A 22,554-nucleotide genomic window follows, 5' to 3' on the forward strand; every position below is an offset into this window, starting at 1 on the left:
ATCTGAACGTCCGGGCATGAGCATTCTCATCATTCAATTGCCTGCACGCGCGCGTTTGAGCGGCGATGCGGAGGCTGCGGACGTCGGTGCGTCGTCATGTGGCGCGGCGGAGTACAGCTTCGTGCTGACCGATGACGGCATCAACGCCGTCAGGCAGGGGCGTGCAACGCCTGCCATGCTGCCCAGTGCTGACAGTGTGATTGCGGTCATGCCTCCCACGGATGTCAGTTGGCATCGCTTGACCTTGCCGAAGGCGCCTCAGGCGCGCTTGCGTGCAGCGTTGGCGGGCTTGCTTGAAGAGTCGTTGCTGGATGATCCGGACAACCTGCATTTCGCGGTGGCACCGGAAGCCAAAGTCGGGCAGATGGCGTGGGTCGCGACCTGCGATCACACCTGGCTCACGGCACAACTGATGGCGCTGGAGAAGGCGCGGGTGAGAGTCGATCGGGTGGTTCCCGGTGTGGCGCCAGATGATCCGCCTGCTGCCTATTTTCACGAGCCCGGAGAGAGCGGGCCGGCGGCAGGGGATCCGAGCTCGCCAGTGTTGCTGACATGGTCGTCGCCCGAAGGGGTAGCAACGTGGCCCTTGGCGGGGAGCTTGTCCCGCCAATTGCTGCCAGATCCCTTGCCGGCGCAGGCCCGTTTTTACGCCACGCCTCCTGTGGCATCACAGTCAGAGCGGTGGCTGGGCCGTGCCGTCATGGTTCAGACGCAGCAGGCCTTCATGTTGGCTGCGGGGCGTTCGTTATGGAATCTCCTGCAGTTCGAGTTGACGCCTCGTAGCAAAGGACTGCAGGTCTTGTCAGACCGCTGGCGCCAGTTTCTCGGGCCGCAGTGGCGCCCGGTGCGGGTGGGCCTGGTGGCCTTTGTGGCGGTTCAACTGGTCGGGTTGAATCTGTGGGCCTGGCAGCAAAAATCGCAGATCAAGACGCGTCGTGCGCAGATGGTTCAGGTCCTCAAAGAGGCGCACCCACAGGTTCAGGTGGTGGTCGATGCGCCGGCGCAAATGCAGCGCGCGACGGAGACACTGCGTGCTCAGGCTGGACAGCCTGGTGGCAATGATCTGGAGGCGCTGATGGCCGCGTTGGCCAGTGTGTGGCCACCAGAAAAGCCCACGGCTCAGTTGCAGTACGACGGCAGTAGCCTGACCGTGGCGTTGCCCGCTGGGTGGCGCGCTGACGAGATGGCGCAGTTGCGGACACGCTTGTCTGCGCAAGGACTGGCCGTGAGCAGCGAGAGTGATGCGCTGGTCACGGTGCGTCGCGCGGTGCATCCTTGAGTTCGACAGGAAAGCAGATGGCTAAACAGTTTGTGCAACTCGAAGCGCTCCGTGCCCAGTGGCAGTCGACTTGGTCGGCCATGGCGCCTCGGGAGCGGCAGTTGTTGAGCGTGGCAGCAGCCTTGGCACTGCTCACGCTGGTGGTGATGGTGGGCGTGCGCCCGGCGGTCAAGTCGCTGGCGCAGACGCCGGCCCAGTTGCGTGAGCTGGATGCCCAGTTGGATCAGATGCGCCGTGAGGCCGAAGAGGCACGGGTGCTGAAGCAACGCCCCCCTGTGCCACCGGTGCAAGCTGAGGCGGCATTGAAGGCTGCCACCGAGCGTTTGGGCGATGGTGCCCGGCTGATGACGCAGGGTGATCGTGTAACGGTCAACTTGACGGGCGTGTCGGGCAAGGCTTTGGCATCGTGGTTGGACGAAGTTCGCTCTGGTGCGCGCGCGCGTCCCGTCGAGGCCGCCTTGCAGCAAAGCGCAGTCGGGGTGTACAACGGCACCATCACACTGGCCTTGTCTGGCCAGGGGGAGCAGTGACCTTGCCTGCAAAGTCACGCATGGCTGGGCTGCCGTCGCTCTTCGTTCGCCGGCCTCGTTGGTTGCAGGGTGCGGCTGCTGCCACCACGCGGGCTTTGGATTCGACGTTCGAGTCCGAGCGGTGGGAGAGCATGCGTCGTGCCGGGCGCCGTTGGGGCTGGCTGGGGGCGGGCCTGGGGGCTGTGGCGGGGCTGGTGATGTGCGCGCCTGCCAGTTGGCTGGCGAATGCGGTCACCGGCGTGACGTCTCAACGTCTGTTGTTGGCCGATGCCGATGGCACGGTGTGGCAAGGCAGTGCCGTGGCGGTGCTGAGTGGTGGGCCTGGTAGCCGAGATGCGCGTGTGTTGCCCGGGCGACTGCATTGGCAGTTGGGATGGCGCGAGCGGGGGCTGAGTCTGGTGCTGCAGCAGGACTGTTGCATGCCCGAGCCCGTTGCGATTCACATCAAGCCATCGTGGGGCCGCGTGGATGTGACGGTGGGGACTCGCCCAGATCCGCGATCGGCCGTGCAGGCGTCTGGTGAACTGGGGCATTGGCCGGCGGCATGGCTGGGAGGCTTGGGGACCCCTTGGAACACCTTGCAACTCAGCGGTGCGTTGCGGGTCTCATCGAACCAGTTGTCTGTGGCGTGGGCCAAGGGGCAGTTGCAGGTTTCTGGTCAGGTTGATATCTGGTTGGATCATGTGGCGTCACGTGTGACCACGTTGAACCAAATCGGGTCTTACAGACTCTTGCTGCAGGGCCATCCGCAAGGACCCGTGCAGATGTCCATGCGCACCCTGGAGGGGGCGCTGCAATTGTCTGGCGAGGGCCAGATTGGACCGCGAGGCGTGCAGTTTCGCGGCGAGGCCCGTGCGAGCGAGGCGGAGCGCGGTGCCTTGGACAATTTGTTGAACATCATCGGGCGCCGCGAAGGCGACCGTTCTGTCATTTCGATCGGATAAGTCATGAAGCACCAACTTCTGCTGACTCGCCCCCGTGCCACGGCGCTGGTGATGGCGCTGGCCTTGACCTTCGGGCCGGGTGGGCTGTTGCCTGCCGGGCTGGCCATGGCAGCGACCAAGTCGGCCGTTCGCAAAGAAGGGCCGACCGTCACCCTGAACTTTGTGAATGCCGAGATTGACGGCGTGGCCCGGGCGATGGCTGCCATCGTGGAACGCCAGATCCTGGTCGACCCGCGCGTCAAGGGCAACATCACGCTGTACAGCGATCAGCCGCTGACGCCGCGAGAGGCCTACCTGAATTTCCTGGCAGCCCTGCGCGGACAGGGGTTCACGGTGGTGGAAGTGTCGGGCCTGCTGAAGGTGGTGCCCGAGGCCGAGGCCAAGTTGCAGACAGGTACGGTGGATGTCGGGGCGGTGAAGCGCTCGGGTGATCAGGTCATCACGCAGATTTTCCGTGTGCAGTACGAAACCGCTAATAACCTGGTGACGGTGCTGCGCCCGCTGATCAGCCCGAACAACACGATCAATGCGAATGCCGCAACCAACACGCTGGTGATCACCGACTACGCGGACAACCTCAAGCGCATCGCGCAAATGATTGCGGCGCTGGATGTGCCGGTGGCCACGGACATGGAAGCGATTCCGCTGCAATACGCGATTGCATCGGATCTCGCGCCGGTGGTGCAAAAAATGGCCGATGGCAGCGGTTCGGCCGCCACGCCAGGCGGTGCCGCAGGGGGGAGCCCCAGTACCTTGGTGATGGCCGATGCACGCACGAACACGTTGTTGGTGCGTGCGCCCAATGCGGCGCGCATGGCCTTGGTTCGCACGCTGATTCAGCGATTGGATCGCCCCGGGACATCAGGGCTGGGCGGCAGCGGCATCCATGTGGTGTACTTGAAGAACGCTGACGCGGTCAAGCTGGCGCAGGTGTTGCGCGCTGCCTTCCCGAGTGCCAATGGTTCGACCAGTGGCGGTGCATCGGGTGCCAGCGGGGCGGGCGCTTCTTCGTCATTGAATACGGGCACCGGGGCGAGCACGGCTGCGGCCACGTCCACGCAGTCCGGGACCGCGTCTTCGCAGAGCTCGTCACCTGTGGCGGCTTCGGCGCAGCCGTCGACGGGGGGCTTCATTCAGGCTGATCCGGCCACCAATTCGCTCGTCATCACGGCGACCGATTCGATGTATCGCCAGTTGCGCGCGGTGATTGATCAACTGGATGGTCGTCGCGCGCAGATTTACATCGAGGCGATGATCGTGAAGGTCGACGCCGAGAAGGCCGCGCAACTGGGTGTTCAGTGGGCGGGGGCGGCAGGTAGCAACAAGATCGTTGGTGTGGGGACCAACCTGGGCACAACAGACATTTCGTCGTTGACCAGCGCCATCGCCACGGCCAAGAGTGGCGGCATTCCATCGGTGGGAGGCTTGACGGTGGCCCTGGCTCGTCGGTTGAGCGACGGTACGTACAGTCTGGGCGCTTTGGCCAACTTCCTGCAGACCGAAGCGGGCGGCAATATCCTGTCCACACCGAATCTGGTGACGCTGGACAACGAAGAGGCCAAGATCGTTGTGGGTGAGAACGTGCCCTTCGTCACGGGCAGCTACACGAACGCCGGCACGACCTCATCCGGAACGGTGAACCCTTTCCAGACCATCGAACGCAAGGACGTGGGTTTGACGCTGCGAGTGCGGCCGCAAGTGGGTGAGGGCGGTACGGTGCGCATGACCATCTTCCAGGAAGATGCGCGCGTGTCGTCCACCTCGACCACCAGTGGCCCCACCACGTCCAAGAGTTCGATCGAGAGCACCGTGGTGGTGGACGACGGGCAGGTGCTGGTGCTGGGCGGTCTGATGAAGGACGAGTACAGCGACGAGGCCTCGAAGGTGCCCTTGCTGGGCGACATCCCCGTGGTGGGCAACCTGTTCAAGAGCCAGGAACGCAGTCGCAAGAAGACCAATCTGATGGTGTTCTTGCGCCCGATCGTGATGCGCACACAGGAAGCGGCCAATGCCTTGACGATGGACCGTTACGACCTGATGCGCCAGCGTCAGGCCGACAGCAAGCCGGCGGAGCACCCGGTACTGGGCATCAACGAGGTGCCGATGCTGGATCCGCTCAAGCTCAGCAATCAGTTGAGCATGCCCTCGGTGCGTCAGCCACTCGATGAGCCCAATGGACCGACGCCGACGGTGGTGATGCCGGCCGACTCGCGTTATGCACCCAAGCTGATGCCGACGCCGTCGGTTCCGGCAGGCCAGTAAGCGGGGGCGCGCGTCATGGCTGTTCGCCACCCTTTGCCTTATGCGTTTGCGAAGACCCAGGGCGTTTTGCTGGAATGTGACGGGCCTCGCAGCACGCTGTGGGCCAGCCTCACCGTGTCGCCCTCGGCCTTGTCGGAGGTGATGCGCGTCCACGCGGTCGACGTGATCGAGCATGAGGCCCCTGATGCCTTGTCGCAGCGCATTGCGGCGGCCTATGCTGGCGGTGAAGGCAGTGCAGCGGCTGTGGTCGGAGAGGTGGAAAGTGCCGTCGACCTGTCTCGCATGATGCAAGACCTGCCTGCCGTGGAGGACCTGCTGGAGTCCAGCAACGATGCGCCCATCATTCGGATGCTCAATGCGTTGCTGACCCAGGCGGCCAAAGACGGCGCGTCGGACATCCACATCGAGCCCTATGAGCGCTCGTCGGCGGTGCGCTTCCGCGTCGATGGCACGCTGCGCGAAGTGGTGCAGCCCAACAAGGCGCTGCATGCGGCGCTCATCTCGCGCCTGAAGATCATGGCCGAGCTGGACATCTCCGAGAAGCGCTTGCCGCAAGACGGGCGCATCAGCTTGCGCATTGGCGGCCGCGCAGTGGATGTGCGGGTGTCGACCTTGCCGTCGGCCCATGGCGAGCGCGCGGTGCTGCGGATTCTGGACAAGGGCGACACCAGCAAGTTCACCCTCGAATCCTTGGGCATGAGTGGCGACACGCTGGAGCGCTTCAAGCGGTTGCTGCGTCAGCCGCACGGCATCGTGCTGGTCACCGGTCCGACGGGCTCGGGCAAGACCACCACCCTGTATGCTGGCTTGAGCACGGTGGATGCCGCCACCACCAATGTGCTGACGGTGGAAGACCCGGTCGAATACGAGTTGCCCGGTATCGGTCAGACACAGGTGAATGCGAAGATCGACCTGACCTTCGCGAAGGCCCTGCGTGCCATCTTGCGCCAGGACCCGGACGTCATCATGATTGGTGAAATCCGTGACTTCGAAACCGCACAGATTGCCGTGCAGGCCTCTCTGACCGGTCACTTGGTCTTGGCTACCTTGCACACCAACGATGCACCCAGTGCCGTCACCCGTTTGACCGACATGGGCATCGAGCCCTTCCTGCTGTCGTCGTCCTTGCTGGGGGTGCTGGGACAGCGCCTGGTTCGCAAGCTGTGTCCGCATTGCAAGCGTCAGGATGGTCATGGCAAGTGGCACCCGGTGGGCTGCAGCGAGTGCGGCATGAGCGGCTACAAGGGCCGAACCGGTGTCTACGAGTTGATGGTGGCCGATGACGAGATTCGCGAGCTCATCCACAGCCGTGCCGCCGAGGCCCGTCTGGCCGAGGTGGCTCAGGCGGCTGGCATGAAAACCATGCGAGACGATGGCGATCGTCTGGTGGCCGAAGGCGTGACCTCTCTGGAAGAGGTCTTGCGCGTCACACGCGAATAAGCAAGGCGAGGTTTTCAACATGCCAGCCTTCCGTTTTGAAGCCCTCGACGCGTCGGGCAAGACCGTCAACGGGCTGGTTGAGGCCGATAACCCCAAGGCGGCGCGCACGCAATTGCGCGCCCAGCAACTGGTTCCCTTGAAGGTGGATGTGGTGGTCATGGCCGCCGAGGGGGCTGCGCAGGGGGCCACCCAGCTGTTCGCGCGCCGGGTGTTCAACCCGACCGCCTTGGCCATCTGGACCCGACAACTGTCGGGTTTGGTGGTGGCAGGCCTGCCGCTGGAGCGTGCCTTGACCGCCTTGGCGGACGAGGCCGAAGACCCGCGTCAGCGTGAGCTGGTGGCGCACTTGCGTGCCGAGGTGAATGCCGGTGCGCCCTTTGCCCAAGCCTTGTCGGGTTCGCCCCGCGAGTTCGACGATGTCTACCGTGGTGTGGTGGCTGCCGGTGAGCAAAGCGGTCAGTTGGGCCAGGTGCTCGAGAAGCTCGCCACCGATCTGGAAGAACAGCAAGCCTTGCGCAGCAAGCTGATTGGGGCCACCCTGTATCCGGCCATCGTGTCGGTGTTCGCCGTGGTGATCGTGGTGGCCTTGCTGGTGTTTGTGGTGCCGCAGGTGGCGCAGGTGTTTTCCAGCAGCAAGCGGGCTTTGCCCATGCTGACGCAATTCATGCTGGGGTTGAGTGCCTTCATGCGCAACTGGGGATGGTTGCTGGCGCTGGCGCTGATCGGTGGGGGCGCTGGCCTCATGGTCGCGCGCCGTGACGAAGGATTTCGCGAGCGATTCGATGCGGCTTGGTTGGGGCTGCCCATCATCGGTCGGCTGGCGCGGGGGTACAACGCCGCGCGCTTTGCCGGCACCCTGGCCATGCTGGCCGGATCCGGCGTGCCGATTCTGAAAGCCCTGCAAGCGGCGGCGGAGACTTTGTCCAATCGTGCCATGCGGGCTGATGCCATGGATTGCCTGGTTCAGGTGCGCGAAGGCGCGCCGCTGGCTTCGGCCTTGGCCGCCAAAAAGCGGTTTCCGGGCTTGCTTGCCATGTTCGCGCGACTGGGAGAGCAGACCGGGCAATTGCCCGTGATGCTGCAGCGTGCGGCCAACCAACTGGGTGCGGAGGTGCAGCGCAAGGCGCTGGCCATCGCCACGGTGCTGGAGCCCCTGTTGATCGTGGCCATGGGCCTGATCGTGATGCTGATCGTGATGTCGGTGATGATGCCGATCATGCAGATGAACACCTGGGTGAAGTGAGCCATGCCAGCCAGTCTCAACGGTCGCCTGGTGGTGGCCATTTCCTCGCGCGCGCTGTTTGACTTTGAAGAGGAGAACCACCTCTTTGAAGGCAGCGATGACCGCGCCTACATGGCCTTGCAGCAGCAAAAGCTCGATGAGCCTGCCAAGCCAGGTGTCGCGTTTTCGCTGGTGCGCAAGCTGTTGGCCTTCAACACGCCGGAGCAGTCGCGGGTCGAGGTGGTGATCCTGTCTCGCAATGACCCGGTGTCGGGCATGCGGGTGTTCCGGTCGGCCCATCACTATGGCTTGCCGATTGAGCGTGGTGTGTTCACCCGAGGCGAAAGCCCCTGGCGATACCTGCGCCCCTTGCAGGCGCACTTGTTCTTGTCCGCCAATGACGCCGATGTGCGTTCGGCATTGGCGGTCGGCGTGCCGGCCGCTCGGGTCTTACCCCATGCGGCGCGGGCAGCCGAGGGCCATCCGAACGAAGTGCGCATTGCGTTTGACGGCGACGCAGTGCTGTTTTCCGATGAGGCCGAGCAGGTTTACCAGCAAGGCGGCCTGGAGGCCTTTCAGGCGCACGAAGTGGCCCTGGCCCGCCAGCCCTTGCCGGATGGCCCGTTCAAGCCCTTGCTCGAAGCCCTGCATGTGCTGCAGCAAGCCGAGGCACAAGGCGCCACTGGTGGCATGCGCCTGCGAACCGCATTGGTGACCGCGCGCGGGGCGCCGGCCCATGAGCGCGCCATCCGCACCCTGATGAATTGGGGCATTGACGTGCACGAGGCGCTGTTTTTGGGTGGGTTGCCCAAAGGCGAATTTCTGCGGGAGTTCGAACCCGACTTCTTCTTTGATGACCAGGCGGGGCATGTCGAGAATGCCGCGCCGCATGTGCCATCGGGCCATGTGGCAGCCGGGGTGACCAATGCACGGAAAGGGTGATCATGGCCGATGAGCTGTCAGATTTTTTTGCCCCGCCCCCGTTCAAGATCGACGAGGCCTTGGTGAGCTTGCGCAGCAAGGTGCGAGACATCAAGCCGTTGACGGAGAAGGTCAGTGGTGCCGTGGTGACGTTCAGCCTGCGGCAGATGCCCGTGGTTGAAATGAGCCTGACACCAGGCGTGTCTGCGTCGGGCCAGCCTGCGATGGTGCTCAAACAGGCCAAGCGGCCCAGCCCGCGCCCGGAGTGGCAAACCCACACACTGGCGTCCAGCGCCGAGGTGCGCAAATGGCTGGATCAGCTCCAGCTCAGCGTGAAGCGCTGGGACGACGAAGACTGAGCGGGATCCCGCTGTGACACCGGTCAGTCGGTGTGGCGGCGGTTCATCTTGGCGCGGAACAGTTCGGCGATGCTCACTTCGCGACGTCCAGGGATGACCTCGTAGCTTTCGCCTGCGCGGATCGCGCCATCCTGAATGACGGACAGGTAGAAGCCGCAGTAGCCGGATTGCGCCATCATCTTCGTGGCTTGTTTAAAGCCCATGATGGCGTCGAACTTGAAGCACGGCTTGCGAGGTTCGCTGATGGCCAGCACGCAATTGGCAAAGCGCAACTGATCGCCGACAAAGGCATCCGCTTCCAGCAGGCCGGTCAAGGTCAGGTTCTCACCCATCATGCCGTGGGGCATGGGTTCGTTCCAGTCCTGGACTTTGGCCTGTGCCCGCACCGTTTGCCAGAACGCATAGTGCTCGTGCGGGTAGGCATACAACGCCTTGCTCAAGCCGCCGTGCACGCTGAGGTCCGCCTGTTCATCGCCGGCCAAACCCAGTGGGCGAACGTCCACTGCATGGGGCGCGTCGAGCGTGCTGACGGCACGCTTGCGGATGCCCGTGAGGATTTTGCGGCCGTCAATCTCGATCGGGGTGGCGACCGCTGTGTTCACGGACAGCAGGTGGCGCGGAAGCAGGCTGGGCATGGCGGGCAAATCAGACAGCAGTCGACAGGGCGACAGTATGCGCCACTCAGTGCCAGGCGGTGACCTGTGTGGCCATGGCCTTGAATCCCACCACGCAGGGATGCCCCGGGGCCCAGCCCATTTGCTGAATGGCCTTGCGGGTCAGCATGGCCCACACGTGAACCGGTGGACGTGACTGATCGCCGCTGAAGTCCAGCGCATGGTCCAGCGCCACCACCACGGCGCCATAGCTACCGTGTTCGCCAGCCAGCATCACCTGTGTCACGATGCCCCTCAGGTGATTGCTGCTGCTGGTGTCCGCTGGCATCTCTTGGTGCAAGCTGAGGTCACGCGCGCGCAATTTCAGCCGTACCTTGCTGCCCACCGGGAACAAAATGGCTGGGACCGCGACGCGTTGCCCGCAGACCTCGAGCTCACTGAGCAGCCATTCGATGTCATGTCGCTTGACCTCGCCCTCCAGCACGCTGCCGGCCTGCTCGCCGTCCAGGAACGTGCCGAACGACACATCGGACAGAATTTGCGCCACGGCGCCTGCGCTGGCCGTGCGGCCCTCGTGGATAACCACCATGTCATCCGCCATGGCGATGACCTCGTCCATGCGCGTGCTGACCAGCACGACCGGAAGTTGGCATCGACGCGGGACTTCTGCCAGCAAGCTCAACAGCGGTGCGCGGTCGGCTGCGGGCAGTGCTGAGAGGGGATCATCCAGCAGCAAAGCATGAGGGGCGGACAGCAAGGCTCGCCCAAGTGCCACGCGAAAGCGCTGTGCGTGGGTGAGTTGCGTGGGAACGTGGTCCAGCACGTGCGCAATGTCCAGCCAGCGAGCGAGGTCATGGACATCGGTGCGGGGTGTGTGCGAGGCGGCTCGGTAGCGGAATGTCAGGTTGCCTTTGGCCGACAGGTGCGGCAGCAGAGGGGCTTGCGCGCTGAGCCACGCCAAGTGGCGCTTGTGTGGGGGGCAGTTCACCTTGGCGGCTGAGTCGTAAATCACTTCGTTGCCCAAGGCAATGCGCCCACCACGTGCCGGGATCAGCCCCGCTGCTGTCTGCAGTACTGCACTCAGGCTGGAGGCCTCGTGCCCGACCAATGCGCAGGTGCGGCCCGGCAGAACGCGAAACTGAGTGCGCACGTCCAGCCCCGGGAGTTGCAGGCGCAACTCCACGCTGAGGCTGCGGGGGAGGGGGCGTGCCGTCATGGTCGATGTGCTCGCGAGGCCTGTGTGCGCCAATGCCTGCGTGTCCATTCACTCAGCGCCACAGCCATCATGGCGAGCGCGACAGAGCAGGTTGCCAGGGGCCATGCCTGCGAGGGCGTTTCGCGCCAAAGCGCCAAGGGCACGGTGGCAGCGCGTGTGGCGTCTGGCAGCAGCGTGGCCAACATGATGGTGGCCCCAGACTCACCCCAGGCCGCAGCAAAGCCGAGCGCCCAGGCTGAGGCCACGGCTGGCCATCGGGGGCGCCACCAGGCAGACCACCAGGATTGCCAGGGCGAGGCACCCAAGGTGCGCACCGTCGCCAGCAGTTCGGGGCATTGCGCCTCAAAGGCTGGCCGCAGCATGCGGATCATCATGGGTGTGACCATGACGCTGGCGACCAGCACGGCGCCATCCGGGACGAGGCGCAGCGTCCAGCCCAACCACTCATGGAGCAGCTGGCCGCCCGCGCCGTGGGCGGAGAATGCCGACCACAGCAGAAATCCGACGACGACGGGCGGCAGACCGACGGGGAGCAAGATCAGGCTGTTCATAAAAGGGTGATCGGCCCGCTGGCTTTGGCTCATCCAGCCCGCCAAGGCCACCGCCAAAGGGCCGGAGACCAGCAGGGACCACAAGGCCACCTGCCCGCTGAGCATCAAGGCATCCAGGCTACTCGGGGACACCGCCTCAGCCCTTGGGCGCGGCAGCCGGCTGCCAGCCTGCACCCGCGCGCTTCATGACGCCTTGGGCCAAAGGCCATTGCAGCCAGCTGACCAACAGCTTGGCACCAGGATGCCGCACGCGAAACGAGCACGCTACCTGAACGGCCAGCTGCATCGAGGCCCCACCTTGCATCCAGACCTTCAGCTTTTCCCCCTTGGGTGGCAGCTTTTGCCATTGGGCTTGCGTGATCAGCCGATAAGCGGGGGGGCGAGAGCGACCCGGCGTGGGCGTCACCGCCGGCAGCTTGGCGATCTGGCCTTGCGTCCAACGGTCGGCCAGTGCGCTCAGGGCGGAACCGGGTTCCGTGGGGCGCCATTGCGCGGCACCCGCGGCACAGGCCGCCATGATTTGACGCAAGGCACGGCCGGGGTCGGTTTCTCCGCGGATGCCAGCGACATCATCTTCCGGGCCCACGATCAGGACGTCGGTGCGCGCAATGGTCTGACGGCTGTGGATGAGGCCTTGCTTGTCGAGTTCGTCGGCGCGTGGGTGGTGCAGGAACAGCCCCGCGTCCACATGGCCTTGTTCAAGCTGGTCCAGCAGCACGCGCGTTTCCATGGCTTGCCATCGCGCCGACCAGCCCAAGTCCTGCCGCATGGCCGCTTGCCACTGCGAGGTCAGGCCCGTGCTGATCAGAATGGGGTCGGTGCCCACCAAGGGACTTTCTGCGCGGGGGGCGACCCGAGGATTCGCCCAGAGTGGCGTCGAGCCCAAGGCCAGCGAAGTCGAGGCCCATTGAATGACAGTTCGGCGATCCAGTTCAGACATGCGATGACACAAGAGAGAGCGAGGTGAGCAGGGCACCACAGGTGTCCAGCATACAAAAATCAGAACGCGGTGTGATCGAGTTCTCACCCCGCACAGAGGGGCAGGGCATCCCCCCATCCAGCAGGGGGACCCCAAAACGCTCCAGATGTTTTAGAATACGCGGTTACCAACTCAGCAACCGTAGGCGCCATGCGTGCCCGTGTTGGTAGTGCTGGACGGGGTGTCGATAACGTTGCAAGTGCTTGATTCTGATCAAAAAAAGCATGTCAGCAGCGTTGCCGAGACCCTGTTTTTTATTTTTTGGAGTTTGTCATGACTGCTGCTGTTCAGGTGAATGCACCTGCATACGTCAAGAACCAGAAGCTGATTGCCTGGGTGGCCGAGATCGCCGCTCTGACACAGCCCAAGGACATTGTCTGGTGCGATGGCACCACCGAAGAGTACGACCGCCTGTGCGCCCAACTGGTGGCTGCCGGCTCGTTCAAGAAGCTGAACCCTGAAAAGCGCCCCAACTCCTACCTGGCCTGGACCCACCCGTCCGACGTGGCCCGCGTGGAAGACCGCACCTTCATCTGCTCTGAGCGCAAGGAAGACGCCGGCCCCACCAACAACTGGTGTGAGCCTGCGGAAATGCGCGCCAAGCTGCAAACCGGCGAAAATGCCCTGTTCAAGGGCGCCATGAAGGGCCGCACCATGTACGTGGTGCCCTTCTCCATGGGTCCTCTGGGTTCCAACATCGCCCACATCGGCGTGGAACTGTCTGACAGCGCCTACGTGGCCGTCAACATGAAGCTCATGACCCGCATGGGCAAGGGCGTGATCGACGTGCTGGGTGCGGACGGTGAATTCGTGCCTTGCGTGCACACCGTGGGCGCACCGCTGGCCGAAGGTCAACAAGATGTGGCGTGGCCTTGCAACCCCGACACCAAGTACATCGTCCACTACCCCACGACCCGCGAAATCTGGTCGTACGGTTCGGGCTACGGCGGCAACGCGCTGCTGGGCAAGAAGTGCTTTGCCCTGCGTATCGCTTCGACCATGGGCCGTGACCAAGGCTGGCTGGCCGAGCACATGCTGCTGCTGGGCGTGACCAACCCCGAAGGCCAGAAGTACCACGTGGCGGCTGCATTCCCATCGGCTTGCGGCAAGACCAACTTCTCCATGCTGATCCCGCCAGAGGGTTACAACGGCTGGAAGGTCACCACCATCGGTGACGACATCGCCTGGATCAAGCCTGCTGCCGACGGCAAGCTGTACGCCATCAACCCTGAAGCCGGTTACTTCGGCGTGGCTCCTGGCACCAACACCCTGACCAACTTCAACTGCATGAAGTCGCTGGACCGTGACGTGATCTTCACGAACGTGGCCCTGACCGACGACGGCGACGTGTGGTGGGAGTCGATGACCGACGAGGCCCCGGCTCACCTGATCGACTGGCAAGGTAACGACTGGACCCCTGCCATTGCCAAGGAAAAGGGCACCAAGGCGGCTCACCCCAACGCCCGCTTCACCGTGGCTGCCACCAACAACCCTGCGCTGGACAGCGAGTGGGACAACCCCGCTGGCGTGCCCATCGACGCGTTCATCTTCGGTGGCCGTCGTTCGACCACCGTGCCGCTGGTGACCGAAGCCCGTGACTGGACCGAAGGCGTCTACATGGCTGCCACCATGGGTTCGGAAACCACCGCTGCGGCCTTCGGCGCTCAAGGCGTGGTCCGTCGCGACCCGTTCGCCATGTTGCCTTTCATGGGCTACAACATGAGCGACTACTTCCAGCACTGGCTGAGCCTGGGCGCCAAGCTGCAAGCCGCTGGTCACGCTCTGCCCAAGATCTACTGCGTGAACTGGTTCCGCAAGGGCGCCGACGGCAAGTTCGTGTGGCCTGGCTACAGCGAAAACATGCGCGTTCTGGAGTGGATGCTGGGCCGTCTGCAAGGCAAGGCCAATGGCGTGGAAAACGCTTTCGGCATCAGCCCCACGTACGAAGACATCAACTGGAATGGCCTGAACTTCACCAAGGAACAGTTCCAGTCCGTCATCGGCATCGACAAGGCCGCGTGGCAGCAAGAACTGAAGTTGCACGACGAGCTGTTCACTCAGCTGTCGTACAACCTGCCTGCTGAAATGCCTGCCACCAAGGCCAAGCTGGAACAGCGCTTCGCAGCCTGATGGGTGCGTTTCGCTGAATGAAAACAGGCCCTTCGGGGCCTGTTTTGCTTTTGGGGACGCAAGGGATTCCCCCGGCTGAGGGGAGTTCCGTGTAACCCACCTGTTTGCGGGGTGATGTTATCCGGGGGGCGTGTGCTTCAATGCATTCACGACCTCGCGATTTTCGTTGTCTGATCTCTCCCGGTTTGGTGGACGTCAGCAGTTGTCTGCGAGTCGCTTAACTTCTGGGAGATCAATCATGAAATTGAAGCACGTTGTAGCTGCGGTTGCGTTGGCCGCATCTGGCGCGTCGATGGCGGCCACGAACCTGACACTGAGTGTCTACGATGGTACGAACTACGGGGCATTCTTGTCCGGCGAAGGGGACACCACCTTCAAGTTCACACTGGACGATGTCTATGATGCCACCGCCATTTTGTCCATCAGCCTGACCGGTGCTGGTGTGTCCAATCCAGTGGTCTCGATCAAGCTGGATGGCGCAAACTTTGTCCAAGACGTGGATGTAACCAGTGCTTATTTCGGGTACTACGTTTACAGCAAGACCCAGGGAAGCTTGGTGTCTGGGGATCACTTCATCACGGTTGACCTGCTGGACCCCGCCCCCGGTAAGCCCAGCGTGCCGTTCAGTGGTTCGTTGACACTGGACTACGTTGGCGGCAGCGATCCGACTCCGGTCCCTGAGCCAGAGTCCTACGCCTTGGCCTTGGCCGGTTTGGGCGTGGTCGGCATGCTGTCGCGTCGTCGCAAGGCCGCTTGATCGACCGAACCGCTGACCGCTGATGAAAACCGGGCTCTGGCCCGGTTTTTTTATGTCCGTGCGCACGCTGCTTGCCGAAGTGGTGCGATGCGGCATGGTGCTGACGAGGGTTATCCATTCGGGGCTTGAGCCGATGGCCTCGGCGCGGCGGCTTCCTACACTGGCTGGCACAGCTTAATCCTGTGGGAGCCAGCATGACAGCGATGACATTCCCCCCGGCCGCCGCGAGCGTACGGCGGCTCGGGTGGTGGCAATATCTGACGGTGTTTGCGGCGTTGCCGGCGCCGCAGGCCATCCCTCAGCATGTCGATTTTCTGGCGGAGTTTGTGGGGCCGGCCTGGCTGCGCTGGAGTGCCGGACCGTCCCTGCGTCTCACGGCGCTGGCGGGGTGGTCTGGCAAGCGCTTTGATCATGGCCGTACGGTCAACCTGGTACGCGACGGGGCGGACGGTCCCGTGCGAGAGTCTCTCCCCATGCAGTCGGCCTTGGCGCTCTCGTCGTTAGACGGGCGCATGGCCGTGCGCTTGCAATACCCCCACGATGCCGGCGTGCCTTGGTGCTGGGCAGTCGACGAGTTGCGCCCGCTGAGCGACGGCTGCTGGCTGGGCATGATGCATGTCGCCTTACCCGGTCTGCGGCATTTGCGGCTTCCGTTTTTGTTGACGCCTGTCCAGCGAGGATGAGATGCACGACGTGGATTGCGTGGTGATCGGATCGGGCTTTGGTGGGGCGGTCAGTGCCTTGCGGATGGCCGAAAAAGGCTATTCGGTGGTGGTGCTGGAGCAGGGACGCCGCTTGCAGCGTGACGATGTGGTAGCGGGGGGGCGCAGTGTGCTGCGCCTGATCTGGGCGCCAGCACTGGGTTTGCGGGGCTACTTTCGCCAGTGGATTTTCCCGGATGTGGCCGTGGTGGGCGGGGTGGCTGTGGGCGGTGGCAGCCAGGTGTTTGCCGGCGTGCTGTTGCGTCCTTCGGAGACCACGTTTGCGTCACCGGATTGGCCGCGCACCGTGCGGGACTGGCATCAGGCCTTGCGCACCCATTACGACACGGCCGAACGGATGCTCGGCGGCGCCCCCAATCCGGGGCGTGGGCTTCAGGACGCCTTGTTGCGCAACACCGCGCAGGCCATGCAAGCCGAGGGCAGCTTTGGGGGCATCGCATCGCAGGCGATTTACTTTGGGCAGCATGGCGAGGGGGTTGACCCGTTTTTTGGTGGCGAGGGCCCCCGGCGGGAGGGGTGCCGACATTGCGGTGAATGCTTGTCGGCCTGCCAGCATGGTGCCAAAAACAGCCTGGATCTGAACTACCTGCATCTGGCCGAGCAGAAGGGCGTGCGCATCGTACCGAACACTCGGGTGACGAACATCGTGCCACAGGCCGATGGGCGATACCGTGTGGCGGTGCAGGGCCCTGCGGGGGGCGCAGCCTATGTCGCCAGCAAGGTGATCGTCTCGGCGGGCGTGGTCGGCACGGTGTCGCTGCTGTCGCATTGTCGGGATGTGTCGCGGACCTTGCCGGCGCTACCGCGTGCGCTGGGTCAGCGTGTGCGCACCAACAGTGAATCCATCGTGGGCGTGCTGTTGCCCAAGGGCCAGATCGCCAATCAGGACGGGGCCGCCATCACCACCCATTTCTACCCTGATGCGCGCACCCACATCACGCAAAACCGATTCCCGTCGAGCTTCGCATACATGCGATGGACCTGTGGTCCGCTGGTGGCGGCCGACACGCCGCGTGCGCGCCGCTGGAAAACCTTGCTGGCGATGGCGCGGCAGCCCGGGCGGGTGTGGCGCAACTGGGCGGCGACAGACTGGCCTGCGCGGGCCGTGATGCTGACGGTCATGCAGAACGTGGATACGCAACTGGCGCTGGTGCGCAAGCGGCATCCGCTGATGCCGTGGCGTACGCGGCTCACCACCCAGCGGGACGCCGGGACACCGCATTCGCTGGCCTTCATTCCGCAGGCCCTGAAGGCGGCCCAGCATCTGGCGCAAGTCAGCGGGGGCGAGGCCATTTGTCCTTTGCTGGAAAGCGTGGGCAACAAAGCCGTGACGGCCCACATCCTCGGCGGTGCGGTGGTGGCCGATGGCCCGGATCAGGGCGTGATCGACGCACGCCACGAGGTGTTCGGCTACCCCGGTCTGTATGTGGTCGATGGCTCAGCGGTGCCGGCCAATCTGGGCGTCAATCCCAGCCTGACCATCACGGCCATGGCCGAACGGGCCATGAGCCTGATGCCCGCCAAGGCGCCTTCACAGGGGCACGCCTGCCCCTGAGTCGGGCATCAGATGACGTCGGCAGGCGGGCGACGCTGCAGCACGCCGATCGGGGGCGCCCAGCGTGCGCCCTTGGGCTTCTTGGCTGTGACCAGGGTGACATCGGCCGGCTCGAACACTTCGACGTTGTGCGTGATGGGCGTGGTCAGCACGTACTGTGCACGCGTGGAGCGCAGGAAGTGCCCGACCAACTGGATGTTGCGCACGTCCAGATGGGCGAAGGGTTCGTCAATGAAGACGAAGCCGCCCGGCGTTTCGTCGTCCTTCATCAGGCCCACGAGGAGGATCAGGGACTTGATGACCTGCTGACCGCCCGAGGCTTCGCCGTCGTTGAGGCCAATGCTGCCCTTGCCATCGAAGTTGAAGTGCACCTTCAACTCGGCCTGTCGCAGCACCGTGTCATCGCCATCGAGGTGCGGCAACTCGGCGTTGACTTCGACGCCCGCCAGATGGCCCAGTTCGGTGATGTTCTTGCGGTAGCGACGCACGGTGACCTTGAGCACGTCGGTGTAGCGTGCCCGGGCGTTGTCCACGGCGATGGCGGCGGCCACGTTGGCGGCTTTGCGCTGGTTGAGCTCGTCTTCCTGGCGCAGCACGTTGGCATTCATCAGCGTGAGCTGCTCGATGACAGTGGGATCGGTTTCCCACTGGCCTTCGGTCAGCTCACGTTCGACGGCTTCGGCGCGCAGGCGGGCCTGCGTGACGTTGCCGTACTTGCCTTGCATCTCGGTGATGCGGGTGGGTTCACGCCAGCGGCGGGGCAGCTGCAACTTCACTTCGCGTGACATCAGGGCTTGCGCCATGATGTCGTCGAATCGGATCTGCCATTCGCGTTCGTGCTGGGCGCTTCGACTCTCCAGATGAGCCAGTCGCTCTTGCGCCTGCTTGTACGCATGCTGCGCATTGGTCTGTTCCACCAGGGCGCGCTTGAGTTGGGTCTCGGCCTGTTGCCAGCGCTCGCCGGCGTCCACGCGGGCTTGCTTGAGCACGGGCAACTGACGGCGTGCTTCGCCAAATTCGGCTTCGCGTTCGGCCAGTTCGGCCGCCGCGGTGAAGCCCTTGGCGGCTTGGCGGGCATCTTGCAACTGGCGATCGAAGAAGGCCTGATCGCGCACCAGTCGGGTCATCTCTTCATCGAGCTGCGCCAGACGGTTTTCGATGGACTGGCGTCGTGTCGCGATGGCGGTGGCGCCGAACTGATGCTGGCTGGGGTCCACCCAGACCGAACGACCACCACGGTTGTCCCGGTGGTAGGCCTCGGGGGTGATCCATTCACCACCGGCCTTCACGCCGGCGTCGGTGTTGGCCACGCGTCGGATGTTGCCGAGCTGGCGCAGCAGCCAGTGCGGGGCCGGGGCAGAGAAGTTCAGCACCGCCAGCAGGCTGTCGGCGTCGGGCTTGGCGGGCGCGTCGTCGGCATCGGCCACGATGTAGTGGCGGAAACGTTCCTTCTCGGCCAGGGCCATGGCCTGCGCTTCTTGGCCGGATTGGGCCAGCACCACGACCCATCGGCTGCCTCGCAGCACGCCTTCGGCGGCCGCGCGCCATTTTTCATCGGTGATCTCGATGATGTCGGCGATCAGGTGATGGGCGATGCCGGCTTCGTCCAGCACACGGCGGAAGCGTTGCACCTCGGGGGGCGGGGGCGCCTGGCGCTGGCCCTTGAGGGCATCGTAGGCGCGCTGAGCGTCGTCGCGCTGGTCTTTCAGGCGCTGCCATTGTGTGGACAGCTTCTGTTTGTGTTCGCTCAGTTCGGCAATGCGCAGCGTGAGTTTCTCGCCGTCGCCTTCGACCACGGCCAGACCTTGCAGTTCGTCCGCACGCTTGACCAGGGCCTCGACCGGACGCTCGGCGTCACGGGCTTCTTCTTGCAGGCGACGCGCGGTGCGGACCTGAGCTTCCAGTTCTTCGACCCGCGCAGCGGTATCGGTCTGGTCTTGCAGGCGCTGCAGCAGGTCTGACTTGACCTGGCTGTGCTGGCGGCGGTCGTCGGCGGACTGCAGGCGTTGGCGATGCAGTTCGCGCAGCTTGTTCGCGAGGGACTTGCGCGTTTCGTGGCTGGCCAGCACCGGCACGACTTCGGTCGCCAGGGTTTCACGCTCCTGGCATTTGAGTTCGTACTGGCGATAGAGATTGACGCGCGACTCGAGTTCGGCGCGCTGGGCCTTGCCGTGGGAGAGTTCGCGCTCGGCACCTTCCACTTCCTGCAGCAGTTGCTTTTGGTGGGTGCGAGCTTCGTCGTAGCGATCGAGCACGTCCTGGTCGCCGAACACGTCGAAGACCAGGCGCAGCAATTCCTTCGGGCTGTATTCGCACAGGCGGTCGGTCTGACCTTGTTCAAGGGCGAGCACCTTGGCGATGGCGCGCGACAGGCCTGCACCTTCCAGCCGCTTGCGCCAGTTGTCGATGCCGAGCCACTCGCGGTCGCCCCGCTCGATCAGTTGTTCGATGCTGACGTCACCTTCCACCATGAGGTAGCGGCGCGTCCAGTCACCCCCGTTGCGGTCGATGCGGCAGGCCAGGGTCACCACATCGCTGTACAGCAGGCAGCGGGCAAAGGGCCGGTTGGAGGACTGGCGGTTGCGGGGACGGTTGTCGACGGTGGCACGCAGCCAGGCGCTGTCGGCGTTGGCGTGGCGGGCGTAGGTCTTGTAGTTGCGTCCCCCCGAGCAGTCCAGGCCCAGCAGGGTGCGCATGGCATCGAGCAGGGTGGTCTTGCCCGAGCCATTGGGGCCGGCGACGGTGATGATGGACCCGTCCAGGGGCAGGGTCAGGCGCTGGCAGTAGTCCCAGTGCAGCAGTTCGAGGCTTTGCAGGTGAAACATCGGGATCAGGCCTCGCGGGGGGCGTCAGGGGCAGGGGGCTCAGTGTCGCTGGCCAGCAGCGCGGCGTCTTCGGCCAGTTCGTCGTCGTCGGGCAGTTCTTCCAGCGGGGGCTGGGTCAGGGCCAGGGGCAGGTTGTCGGCGAGTTGCTTGGCCTGGGCCAGCACGTCACCCAGGGCGCCTTGCAGGATGCGTTGGGACAGCGCGTCGTAGTCCAGCAGCAGGTCGAGCAGCGGGCCTTCTGCAATGTCCTCGCCCTTGCGGACGATGAAACCATGGTTTTCGAGCCGCTTGAGGTTGGCGTCCATGCGGGTCTTTTTGCCCAGTTGCACGCCGAAGTCGGCCAACAAGGCGCGGTACGACACCAGTGGGCTGACGCTGGCGGCCGTGGGCAGCGGCTTGTCTTTGCCGAACATGTCGTTTTGCTCGCTGCCGTGGGCACTGGCCGCGCGGGCTTGCTGGCGTTCGCGCTTGGGCAGCACGATGAGCGACCACAGCACGACCAACAGGGAGACCGCATCGCGCGGCAGGTCGATGTTGTTGTGGCTGTTGAGGCCCGATTCACCGAACACGGCGGTTTCAGCCGGACGCAGCAGGGCGACGCTGACGTGGTCGGCGTAGAGGTTGTCGATCAGGCGCAGACCCACCTGAGCCAGACGGTCCTGTGTGGCGGCCCAGAGGTCGGCGTCGATCAGTGCGCGTTTGACCTTGGGGTGCTGGCGGGGCAGCCAGCGGCGTGCCAAGAGTTCGGCGGCCAGCAGGGCCGCGTCATCCATGTGTGAGCTCATGCGTCGGAAGCGGTGTCTTCAACGGGGCGGGGACTGATCAAGCCTTCGCTGATCAGGGCCACGGCCTCGTCGGTGGTCGGTACGTGGCGGGGGGTGAGTTGCCATTGCCAAGGTGCACGGGCGAGATCGCCCGTGGTGCCTTTGAGCGTTTGGGCCTGCGCATCGCCCAGCAAGGGCATGAGTTGCAGGCGGTACGCGGCTTGGGCAAAACGTCCCCCCAGGATGGCTTCGTGCAAGGGGCGGCTGCCCGGGGGCGGGGCCGCTTCGTCGGTGGGGTCGGTTTGGGGCGGCAGTTCTGCCAGGTGCTGGGTCCAGTTGCCCAGCAGGTCGATCAGCGCCGAGAGTTCGCCGGGCAGGCTCAGGGTGTCGAGTTGGCCGGCGGCCGCTTCACTGGGCGGTGGCAGGCCGACGCTGCGCTCGGGGTCGGGCCGGTCGCGCTCGAATTCGCCTTCGGTGACGTCGATCAGGTCGTGCTGACTGACGAAGACTGGGCGCACGGGCACCGACAGGGCGTTGCCCAGCAGTTCGTACAGCGCGGGGTGGGTTTGTAGCCAGGATCGCACATCGGACGTGGTCAGACCGGTGGAGCCCAGCGTGACACGCTGGCGGTCGGCTTGCTGCAGGGCGCGGGTGAACTGGCTGGCCATGGCCAGCAGGCGGGCCTGTTCTTGGCCGATGGCGCGGGCTTCGCGCTCCAGTCGGGGGTCTTCGTGCTCGGCGCGGATCAGCGCAGTCAGGGCCTGACCGGCGCGGTCGACCAGTTGCAGCGCCCGGTCAAAGCGCGGTTGTGCGGCACGCAGGCGGGCTTCGGAGCCGCTGGCAATGGCTTCGGCGAATTCGTCGTGCAGTCGCGCCAGGGATGCATGCAGGTGCCGCAACTGGTTGGCGTTGACCAACCCCAGTTGCTGGGCGCCGGCCACTTGTGCCAGCAGCGGGGCCAGGTCGTCTTCAGCGTCGTCGGCCGGGGGCGGGGTGGTCAGCGGCGTCAGCAGGCTGTGCACCTGCTGGGCCAGGGGCGTGAGTTGGTAGTCGAGGGCCGAGGCGTCCCAGCTCAGCAGGTTGAGGTCGCGCAGGCGCTTGAGCACGGTTTCGAGCGCATCCGGCCAGACGGCATGAAACAACTGGTGGATGTCTTCACGCGACAGGCGGGCTTGCGGCTGGCAGGCCAGTTCCATGAAACACCACAGGCGCAACTGCACCATGGCCGCCGGGCCATGGAAAAGACCCCGCAAGGCTTCGAGCAGCTCGGCGCGACGGGTCAATGCCCAGGCCAGCGCTTGCAGGGGGGCAAATTCGGGGTCGCGGAAGTAGCTGTCGAAGCTGGGGCTGTCGGGCGACTCGACAGGCGCGGCGTGGCTGGCGTCCAGGCGCGGCGTGTCGGAGGGGAACGCTTCGGTCATCCCGCCATTTTGCCGGATGCCACCGGCTCCGGACGCCCCCTGACGGACGGTTTGCACAGGGGG

General features: G+C 64.6%; 19 protein-coding genes. 12 read left to right on the plus strand and 7 right to left on the minus strand.

The genetic code is table 11. From position 1 onward, the window contains the following. The first annotated feature begins 16 nt into the window (after positions 1–16). The 8 genes from gspL to ACOYNB_RS01755 are packed head-to-tail and all read left to right on the plus strand — an operon-like array spanning position 17 to position 8,957. Positions 17–1,279, plus strand: a complete 1,263-nt coding sequence (gene gspL, locus ACOYNB_RS01720; protein WP_422837385.1) for a type II secretion system protein GspL — start codon at positions 17–19, stop codon at positions 1,277–1,279. Positions 1,280–1,296: 17 nt separating this feature from the next. Further along, on the plus strand, positions 1,297–1,809 hold the full coding sequence (gene gspM, locus ACOYNB_RS01725; RefSeq protein ID WP_422837386.1) for a type II secretion system protein GspM: 513 nt from the start codon (positions 1,297–1,299) through the stop codon (positions 1,807–1,809). A 20-nt stretch (positions 1,810–1,829) separates the two neighbouring features. After that, on the plus strand, positions 1,830–2,753 hold the full coding sequence (gene gspN / locus ACOYNB_RS01730) for a type II secretion system protein N (RefSeq protein ID WP_422837387.1): 924 nt from the start codon (positions 1,830–1,832) through the stop codon (positions 2,751–2,753). 3 nt (positions 2,754–2,756) lie between these two features. Further along, the gene (gspD, locus tag ACOYNB_RS01735) at positions 2,757–5,015 is read left to right on the plus strand and encodes a type II secretion system secretin GspD (protein ID WP_422837388.1); all 2,259 of its coding nucleotides are present in this window, start codon (positions 2,757–2,759) and stop codon (positions 5,013–5,015) included. Positions 5,016–5,030: 15 nt separating this feature from the next. Then, positions 5,031–6,455, plus strand: a complete 1,425-nt coding sequence (gene gspE / locus ACOYNB_RS01740; protein WP_422837389.1) for a type II secretion system ATPase GspE — start codon at positions 5,031–5,033, stop codon at positions 6,453–6,455. Between the two features lie 19 nt (positions 6,456–6,474). Beyond that, positions 6,475–7,698 (plus strand): type II secretion system inner membrane protein GspF, encoded by a 1,224-nt coding sequence (gspF, locus tag ACOYNB_RS01745; protein ID WP_422837390.1) that lies wholly within the window; start codon positions 6,475–6,477, stop codon positions 7,696–7,698. Between the two features lie 3 nt (positions 7,699–7,701). After that, complete coding sequence (locus ACOYNB_RS01750) at positions 7,702–8,619, plus strand: 5'-nucleotidase (RefSeq protein ID WP_422837392.1); 918 nt, start codon at positions 7,702–7,704, stop codon at positions 8,617–8,619. Positions 8,620–8,621: 2 nt separating this feature from the next. Continuing rightward, positions 8,622–8,957: a hypothetical protein gene (locus ACOYNB_RS01755; RefSeq protein ID WP_422837393.1), complete on the plus strand. Its 336-nt coding sequence runs from the start codon at positions 8,622–8,624 to the stop codon at positions 8,955–8,957. A gap of 23 nt (positions 8,958–8,980) precedes the next feature. On the opposite strand, the gene ACOYNB_RS01760 is transcribed toward ACOYNB_RS01755, so the two are convergent. Genes ACOYNB_RS01760 through ACOYNB_RS01775 form a run of 4 tightly spaced genes read right to left on the minus strand, consistent with a single transcriptional unit; the run spans position 8,981 to position 12,278 of the window. Further along, positions 8,981–9,592, minus strand: coding sequence for an MOSC domain-containing protein (locus ACOYNB_RS01760; protein WP_422837394.1), 612 nt, complete (start codon positions 9,590–9,592; stop codon positions 8,981–8,983). A gap of 46 nt (positions 9,593–9,638) precedes the next feature. After that, positions 9,639–10,787 carry an ATP-binding cassette domain-containing protein gene (locus tag ACOYNB_RS01765; protein WP_422837396.1) on the minus strand — a complete coding sequence of 383 codons (1,149 nt, stop codon included), beginning with the start codon at positions 10,785–10,787 and terminating at the stop codon, positions 9,639–9,641. After that, the gene (locus tag ACOYNB_RS01770; protein WP_422837397.1) at positions 10,784–11,470 is read right to left on the minus strand and encodes a molybdate ABC transporter permease subunit; all 687 of its coding nucleotides are present in this window, start codon (positions 11,468–11,470) and stop codon (positions 10,784–10,786) included. The genes ACOYNB_RS01765 and ACOYNB_RS01770 overlap by 4 nt, the downstream gene beginning before the upstream one ends. Before the next feature lie 4 nt (positions 11,471–11,474). Next, complete coding sequence (locus ACOYNB_RS01775) at positions 11,475–12,278, minus strand: hypothetical protein (RefSeq protein ID WP_422837398.1); 804 nt, start codon at positions 12,276–12,278, stop codon at positions 11,475–11,477. Between the two features lie 312 nt (positions 12,279–12,590). Between ACOYNB_RS01775 and ACOYNB_RS01780 the strand changes: the two genes are divergently transcribed. From ACOYNB_RS01780 to ACOYNB_RS01795, 4 genes are all read left to right on the plus strand, one after another. Then, positions 12,591–14,447 (plus strand): phosphoenolpyruvate carboxykinase (GTP), encoded by a 1,857-nt coding sequence (locus ACOYNB_RS01780; protein ID WP_422837399.1) that lies wholly within the window; start codon positions 12,591–12,593, stop codon positions 14,445–14,447. Positions 14,448–14,685: 238 nt separating this feature from the next. Next, positions 14,686–15,204 carry an FxDxF family PEP-CTERM protein gene (locus tag ACOYNB_RS01785; protein WP_422837400.1) on the plus strand — a complete coding sequence of 173 codons (519 nt, stop codon included), beginning with the start codon at positions 14,686–14,688 and terminating at the stop codon, positions 15,202–15,204. A 203-nt stretch (positions 15,205–15,407) separates the two neighbouring features. Beyond that, positions 15,408–15,887, plus strand: coding sequence for a hypothetical protein (locus ACOYNB_RS01790; RefSeq protein WP_422837401.1), 480 nt, complete (start codon positions 15,408–15,410; stop codon positions 15,885–15,887). Position 15,888: 1 nt separating this feature from the next. Further along, positions 15,889–17,481 carry a GMC oxidoreductase gene (locus ACOYNB_RS01795; protein ID WP_422837402.1) on the plus strand — a complete coding sequence of 531 codons (1,593 nt, stop codon included), beginning with the start codon at positions 15,889–15,891 and terminating at the stop codon, positions 17,479–17,481. 8 nt (positions 17,482–17,489) lie between these two features. Here the strand turns inward: ACOYNB_RS01795 and ACOYNB_RS01800 are convergent, their stop codons facing one another. Genes ACOYNB_RS01800 through ACOYNB_RS01810 form a run of 3 tightly spaced genes read right to left on the minus strand, consistent with a single transcriptional unit; the run spans position 17,490 to position 22,491 of the window. Further along, on the minus strand, positions 17,490–20,306 hold the full coding sequence (locus ACOYNB_RS01800; RefSeq protein WP_422837403.1) for an ATP-binding protein: 2,817 nt from the start codon (positions 20,304–20,306) through the stop codon (positions 17,490–17,492). A 5-nt stretch (positions 20,307–20,311) separates the two neighbouring features. Beyond that, positions 20,312–21,091, minus strand: coding sequence for a hypothetical protein (locus ACOYNB_RS01805; protein ID WP_422837404.1), 780 nt, complete (start codon positions 21,089–21,091; stop codon positions 20,312–20,314). Further along, complete coding sequence (locus ACOYNB_RS01810) at positions 21,088–22,491, minus strand: hypothetical protein (RefSeq protein ID WP_422837447.1); 1,404 nt, start codon at positions 22,489–22,491, stop codon at positions 21,088–21,090. Before ACOYNB_RS01810 ends, ACOYNB_RS01805 begins: the two co-directional genes overlap by 4 nt. Positions 22,492–22,554 lie beyond the last annotated feature (63 nt).

Source organism: Aquabacterium sp. (assembly GCF_049317225.1).
Taxonomy (GTDB): domain Bacteria; phylum Pseudomonadota; class Gammaproteobacteria; order Burkholderiales; family Burkholderiaceae_C; genus Aquabacterium.